Annotated in this window: 6 protein-coding genes and 1 pseudogene; 3 read left to right on the forward strand and 4 right to left on the reverse strand. The window is 67.2% G+C overall.

Translation table 11 applies throughout. From position 1 onward, the window contains the following. Both MMF94_RS42945 and MMF94_RS42950 read left to right on the forward strand, forming a co-directional pair. A partial coding sequence (locus MMF94_RS42945; RefSeq protein WP_241043263.1) for a zinc-binding dehydrogenase occupies positions 1–409 on the forward strand: 409 nt, incomplete at its 5' end. Positions 410–509: 100 nt separating this feature from the next. Next, a complete protein-coding gene (locus tag MMF94_RS42950; protein WP_241043264.1) occupies positions 510–911 on the forward strand; it encodes a cupin domain-containing protein in 402 nt (133 codons plus the stop codon). A 256-nt stretch (positions 912–1,167) separates the two neighbouring features. On the opposite strand, the gene MMF94_RS42955 is transcribed toward MMF94_RS42950, so the two are convergent. Further along, positions 1,168–2,514, reverse strand: a complete 1,347-nt coding sequence (locus tag MMF94_RS42955; protein WP_241043265.1) for an amidohydrolase family protein — start codon at positions 2,512–2,514, stop codon at positions 1,168–1,170. A 604-nt stretch (positions 2,515–3,118) separates the two neighbouring features. On the opposite strand from MMF94_RS42955, the gene MMF94_RS42960 reads away from it, so the two are divergent. Beyond that, a complete protein-coding gene (locus MMF94_RS42960; RefSeq protein WP_241043266.1) occupies positions 3,119–3,916 on the forward strand; it encodes an alpha/beta fold hydrolase in 798 nt (265 codons plus the stop codon). A 6-nt stretch (positions 3,917–3,922) separates the two neighbouring features. On the opposite strand, the gene MMF94_RS42965 is transcribed toward MMF94_RS42960, so the two are convergent. The 3 genes and pseudogenes from MMF94_RS42965 to MMF94_RS42975 form a co-directional block, all read right to left on the reverse strand. Continuing rightward, on the reverse strand, positions 3,923–4,570 hold the full coding sequence (locus tag MMF94_RS42965) for an isochorismatase family protein (protein WP_241043267.1): 648 nt from the start codon (positions 4,568–4,570) through the stop codon (positions 3,923–3,925). An 873-nt stretch (positions 4,571–5,443) separates the two neighbouring features. Continuing rightward, complete coding sequence (locus MMF94_RS42970; RefSeq protein WP_241043268.1) at positions 5,444–6,463, reverse strand: LLM class flavin-dependent oxidoreductase; 1,020 nt, start codon at positions 6,461–6,463, stop codon at positions 5,444–5,446. Between the two features lie 67 nt (positions 6,464–6,530). After that, positions 6,531–6,754, reverse strand: a pseudogene (locus tag MMF94_RS42975) (TIGR03842 family LLM class F420-dependent oxidoreductase); the annotation flags it as partial.

Genomic DNA, 6,754 nt, shown 5'->3' on the forward strand with positions numbered 1-6,754 from the left:
GCACACCCCCGACGTGGACTACGTCCGCTCGCTGGGCGCCGACCGCGTGATCGACACCGACCGCCAGCCACTGGATGGGCAGACGGGGGTCTTCGACGTCGTGATCGACGCCGTCGGCCGCGAGGTACCCGAAGCCCTGTTCGCAGCACTGCGCCGCGGCGGACGCCTGATCACCCTGCAGGAACCCCCGTCAGAGGAGCTGGCCGACGAGTACGGCGTCACGGCGCTGTTCTTCATCGTGACGGCAGTGCAGAACGGTCTGGCCCGGATCGCCGACATGATCGACGCCGAGACGCTGAAGGTCGGCGTCGCCGCGACGTTCCTGCTGGCCGAGGGTCGGACCGCTTACGAGAGCGGCGCCTTGCGGAGGTCATGCCCAGGCAAGACCGTGCTGGTGGTCCGGGGCTGACCTGTGGGTGGTTGAACCTCCGGCGACGGATGTGACAGCGGGGAGTTCGCCAACTCGATGGAGATTTGCCGAAGGCTAGAGGAATCACAAAGGAGATGAATTGTCCACTTCCACCAACATGACCCAGAAAGATCTGCTGGAGGTCGTGCCGCCGTTTATCACGCAGGGTTCCTCCGCGATGGTCCGGCTCCTCGAGCTGCCCCCGGGCGACCCTGGTCTCGGTCCGCACCGTCACTCCGGCCCCGTTTTCGGCTATATGCTGGAGGGGGAAATGTTGTTCGAGCTCGAGGGTGAGGCGCCGTATCCGATCAAGGCCGGAGAGGCTTTCTGGGAACCGGGTGGCGATGTCATCCACTACACGGTCGCGAATCTGCTTGCGGACAGGACGAGTCGCTTCGTCGTGGTTATGCTGTGTGCTCCCGGAGTCGAGATGATCACGATGGTCTCCGATGCGGAGCTCGCGGAAAAGGCGGACCAACGGATTCCTGCGCCGACGCGGTAGTCGCTCGGGCCTCACTTATCCGCATGTTCGGCCGTCGCTCGTCATCACGCCACCGCGATCGGCGAGCGCGTGCCGAGCCGACGGCGGCTTCTGAGGGTTCCCGCGTTGGTGTCCGATCAGAGGTGGCTGGCGACTGGTGTGCCGGACGGCGGATCAGTTTCTCCGCGAGGTTGTCAGGGCGGCACTCGCGCCGTGATCTCGGCTTCGACGGGCGGTGGTTCGCCGGTGGCCGTGACGGCCTGCCTCCCGTCGACGCTCAACCGCGCATCGGCGCGGCCTGCGCATGCCGCGTCCGGGCGGCCAGCAGGTTACCGGCGTCGGAGTCACGGCGCGCCGAAGCCACCGCGAGATCGAGGGTCAGCAACGCGCGGTCGCGCATCAGCCAGCGTCCGTCGACCATCACGTCCCGCACAGCACCTCCGGATCCCCCGTAGACGAGAGCCGAGTGCAGGGACTGCATGCCCGCAGGGCCGCGGTGCAGGGCCGGGACCGCGACGCTGATGAGGTCGGCGGGCGCTCCCGGGGCGATCGAACCGGCCGGCTCGACCGGGCAGATGCCCAGCGCCCGGTGCCCCGCGACCGTCGCCATGTCGAGCAGTTCCCGGGCGGTCAGGGCGTCGGGTCGCCCACTGACGAACGACGCCAGCCTGCCCATCGCGCGCATCTCGGCGAACATGTCGTAACTGCCGTTGTTGCAGACGTTGTCGGTGCCGAGCGCGACCGTGACCCCGGCATCGATCGCCGAGCGGAACGGGGGCGGGGTGGCACCGCTGGCCATGCAGACGTTCGGGGCCAGCACGAGCGAGACGGCCGTCCCCGCCAACAGCGGCAGGTCGTCGACCACGATCGTGCACGCGTGGGCCAGCAGCATCCGCCGATCCAGAAGCCCCAACGCCCGCATGCGGACGACGGCACTGGTGCCGTACGTGGCGTAGCAGAACGCGTCCTCCTCGCCGCTGGTCGCGAAGTGCGCGTGCAGACCGCAACCGAACTCGTCGGCCATGGCCATCTCGGCCGCGATGGCCGCCTCGGTGCTGTCGACGAAGAACGCGTGCGGGCCCACCCACCCGCGCACGCGCGGCGGCAGGTCCGCCGCCCTCTGCAGGAAACGCCGGCAGGCTGCCAGCTCCCTCGCCCGGGCATCGTCATCGCCGAGCTCCACGATCCCGTACGCGACGGCGGCCCGCATCCCACTGCGGTCCACGACGGGGACGATCTGCTCGGCGAAGAAGTACTGGTCGGCGAACGTGGTCGTACCGGAGGCGATCATCTCGGCGCACGAGACGGCGACGGCCGCCGGGACGGCGTCGGGCACCAGGTCGGACTCGAGCACCCGGATGCACTGGAACCATCCCTCCTTCGTCAGGAGCGAGCGCCCTTCCGCGACCCCCTTCATGATCGACATAGGGGAGTGCGTGTGCGCGTTGACCAACCCCGGTATCAACACCCGGCCGTCGAGGCGCACGGTGTCGGGGTCGCGCGGAGGCCCGTCCGACCCGACAGGGTCCGCCGTGGTGATCACGCCGTCCTCGACCCGGACCACGCCCGGCTCCAACACTCGGTCGGGAAGCAGCACGTGGTCGGCAACCAGTGTCGTCTGCACGGCTCAGCACCTCCACCCATGCGGCACCGGCCATCCGTCGCCGACGTCGTACCGGTCGGGCGGCCGGCGTGAGTCAGGCGCCGCCGGGTCTCGCCGGGCGGCGCCTCTGGTGATTGCCACGCTGTTCCTCCTGCGTTGTCGTCACGATGTGACATGCGGGTCAGCCCGAATCCGGCTCGGCAGATCTCGAGTTCGGGATGGACGTCCCACGTGAGGCATCTGCGGCCGTCGCCGTGGCGGCGCAGCGTGGGTCAGACCATGAGCTATCTAGCACCGGTGGCCAACTTTAGAACCTCTCGGTCCAGTAAGTGCAACGGCCTTTGGGGGTTGTCACAGGAGGGGTGTCCGGGTGGACGTGCCTCGTAGAACCAGAAATACGGGGCGTCATGGATGGAATAGGACGCGCGGCCTGCGGTTCAGGCGCGAGTGGAACAGACCGTTGGAACCGGGGAAAGTGGACTTGACAGTTCGCTAAATCGCGGAGATGGTTGGCCTGCCTGGCGCAGGAGAGTCGGTTGGTCCGTGGCGGCTGGTTCGCCAATCGAGCGGGCCGCCGGCCGTACGGCGCCTTAGGTACATATCCGGAGGCGGGGGGAAATTTGGCATGCCCTATCTCGAGACCGGTGACTCGACACTCTTCTACACGGCTACGGGAACCGGAACGCCGGTCGTGCTCGTGCACGGCTGGACCGCAGACTCGATCGACTACTCGTGGCTCATTCCGTTGCTGCAGCGGAATTTCCGCGTCATCGCCTACGACCTGCGCGGGTACGGCCACTCGGCCCCGGCCGACGGGTACGGCATGGATCGGCAGCTCGATGATCTGACGGCCGTCATCGAGCAGGTCGCCGGCGAGCCTGCTCTGGTCGTCGGCCACTCGCTCGGTGGGGCGATCGCCTCCGCGATGGCGGTGGAGCGGCCGAAGCACCTGCTCGGTGTCGTCGCCCTCGACGCGTCCTACGCGGTCGACGAGGCGGGTCGCGCCAGGGTCGAGAGGACGAGGGAGCAACTGGCCGGGGAGCACCCCAACGAGGTCGTGAAGTCGTGGTTCTCCAGCCAGGCCAGCTTCACCGATCAGACGCCCGAGTGGCTGCGCACCTTGGTGCTGCGCCGGGTGGACTCGGTGTCGCCCGCGATGATCCGGGCGGGCTTCGCAGCGCTCTGGGACCACGCTCCGATTGCGTTCCGGCCGGAGGTGGACCACTACCTCGCCCGGCGCACCGATCCCGTGCTGGTCATCCACAGGAACGCGGCCCGCGCTGCGTACGAGGAGACGACCTTCCAGCACCCTGCCTCTCGTGCGGTCGTCCTGCCGGGAGGTGGCCACTGGGTGCAGGTCGAACGCTCGGAGGACGTGAACGCGGCGATCCAGGATTGGTGGAAGACCGCAGCAGCCGGTTGACAGCACCTATTCCATTCTCTCGACGGCTTCGTCCGTCGACAGCACAGCGTGTGCCAAGAACCGGTAGTTGACGAGCGCCGCCGGATAGCCATCCCCCCAGACGGGGTGCCGGGGGGCAGCTGTTGCGTCCGCGACGACAGCTACCTCGAATCCCTGCTCGATGAGGTCACGCATATGGGACTCGACGCACATGTTCGCCAGCATTCCGCCCAGGATGATCTTGTCGATCCCACGCTTGCGCAGTTGCAGGACCAGATCGTTGGTTTGCGGCCCGAAGACCTTGTGTGGGCTGACGATGACGGTTGTGCCGTCTTCGATGTAGGGCTTGAAGCGGTCCAGCCAGTCAGCGCCCGAGTTCGGGAAGTCGGTCAGGTCGAACTGTCCCGCGCGCGCAAATGTATGAGTTTCGAACTCCGCGGTCTCGAGCGGGCCGTTCATTCGCCACCCGCTGTCGGTTGGGAAGAAGAAGTGAGGAGAGATGAAGACCTCGTATCCACCGCTCTTTGCGGCCTCGAAGATCCGCTCCATGTTCTCGACGGTCTTGTTCTCCGTGACGCTCGCTCCCAGTACCTCCCAGTTCGCTCCGTGTTCGCTCAGGACGTCGTTCTGCGGGTCGATGAAAACAACTGCTGTGTCGGTATTCTCGAATTCCATTCCGTGCTCCTTGTGTCGATGTTGACGTGATGATTGTTTGAGGGTTGCCGTCAAGACACTTGCCTCGGAACCGGCTCCGTGGTGGTCCTGTTCCCTCTGCGGCCAAGCGTCGACATGGGCAGGTTCCGACTGGGCGGAGGTATGGCAGGAATGATCACGTTCTCGATCTGCTTGGCTGCCACAGCGTGCGGCACCAAAACCTCGGGTCCGGCGAAGCTGTGATCGGTGTGCCGCAGTGGCGGTGGCCCATTGATCGGCTGCCGGCGTGGCCTTCATCCTGAGAACGAGACCGTAACGGGAGCGCAGGTGCGGTGCGCGCGACGAGTTCGGTCCGTTCGGACGGTTGGCGCAGGTAAGCAGAGTTCCTCTTGGCATGGCGAGGCAGTCCTGAATGGCGTACTCCAGTCGACCGCACCGGGCCATCTCGGGACGGGCGTTTTCTCGTCAGCTGATGGTCATTTCCTTCTTGAAAGTTGCAGGAGCAGGTCAGGAACGTGCATGCCGGGGCTTCCCGTGGCCGAGCGTGAGCAGCAACGAGACACAGGTGTGGCGCAGGCCGTGGAGCGGGACGCGGCGCATGCCGCGGTCGCCTCCCCGGGACGGGCCGGACTGTGCCGGACGGCACGCGCGGCGGCCGCTACCTCGCGCTCCCCTCCCGGGCGGAGCGCGCCTGAGGGCCGCCCGACTCGCCGATCCCTACGCCGCACATCAGCACAACGACCGGCTGAACCTGTCCATCGCGGTTCTCCGACGAGGGGTTCGTGGTGATCGGGAACGTGCGGCGCTGGCCGGCCTGGCGGTCGGTGCCTGTATTGGGGAAGCACCTGCGGATTCGTTCCGCTTCACCGTGCAGCGCCGACCTCTCGCGCCGGATCAGCGCCAGCCCAGCTCGGGGGCGAGGTGGGTGAGCACGCTCTCGATGACGTGGGCGTTGTAGTCGACGCCTAGCTGGTTGGGCACGGTCAGCAGCAGCGTGTCCGCAGCGGCGATCGCTTCGTCCTCGGCCAGGTCGGCGATCAGCTTGTCCGGCTCACCCGCGTACGTCCGGCCGAACCGGGCGTTGCCGCCGTCCAGCCAGCCGACATGGTCGGTGCTGTCCCGCTGCTGCCAGAAGAGTTGCCGATCGAGGTCGTTGACGATCGGGAAGATGCTGCGGCTGACCGAGACGCGCGGCTCGCGGGTGTGCCCTGCGGCCTCCCAGGCGTTCCGGAACCGCTGGATCTGTTCGGCCTGGAGCTGGTGGAAAGGCACGCCGGTGTCCTCGGAGAGCAGCGTCGAGCTCATGAGGTTCAGCCCCTGCTCGGCCGTCCACTCGGCGGTCGCCCGGGTTCCTGCGCCCCACCAGATCCGGTCACGCAGACCCGGTGAGTGCGGCTCGACCCGCAGCAAGCCTGGCGGGTTGGGAAACATCGGGCGCGGGTTGGGCTGGGCGAAACCCTTACCCTTGAGCACTTCGAGGAACACTGCGGTGTGCTCGCGCGCCATGTCGGCATCGCTCGTGCCCTCCGGCGGCACGTGCCCGAAGTAGCGGAAGCCGTCGATCACCTGCTCCGGTGATCCGCGGCTGATCCCCAGTTGCAGCCGGCCGGCGGAGATGAGATCGGCGGCACCGGCGTCTTCTGCCATGTAGAGCGGGTTCTCGTACCGCATGTCGATCACGGCCGTGCCCAGCTCGATCCGGCTGGTCCGCGCCCCGGCCGCGGCCAGCAGCGGGAACGGGGAGGCGAGCTGCTGGGCGAAGTGGTGTATCCGGTAGTACGCGCCGTCGGCGCCCACTTCCTCCGCGGCAACCGCGAGCTCGATCGACTGCAGCAGGGCGTCCGCCGCCGACCGCACCATCGAGTGCGGCCCCGCCGACCAGTGCCCGAAGGAGAGGAACCCTATCTTCTTCACGCTGCAACCAACTCGGCGGCGACGAGCGGCATTCCGCTCCCATCTGCGTCGGGCTGCTGAGCGGTGTTCAGGACAGTGTGGGGATCACTGACTGTCCGTAGGCCTCGATCGTTGCCTCGCGTGCGTCGTGCATGGCGTAGATGGCGAATTGGTCGACGCCGAGTTCTTGGAGTTGGGCGAGTTTGTCGAGTTGGGCGGTGGGTGGGCCGAGGAGGCAGAAGCGGTCGATGACGTCGTCGGGGACGAAGTCGGTGGTGTGGTTGTCGGCGCGGCCGTGGTGGCTGTAGTCGT

This window comes from Pseudonocardia alaniniphila, from assembly GCF_022524485.1.
GTDB lineage: Bacteria > Actinomycetota > Actinomycetes > Mycobacteriales > Pseudonocardiaceae > Pseudonocardia > Pseudonocardia alaniniphila.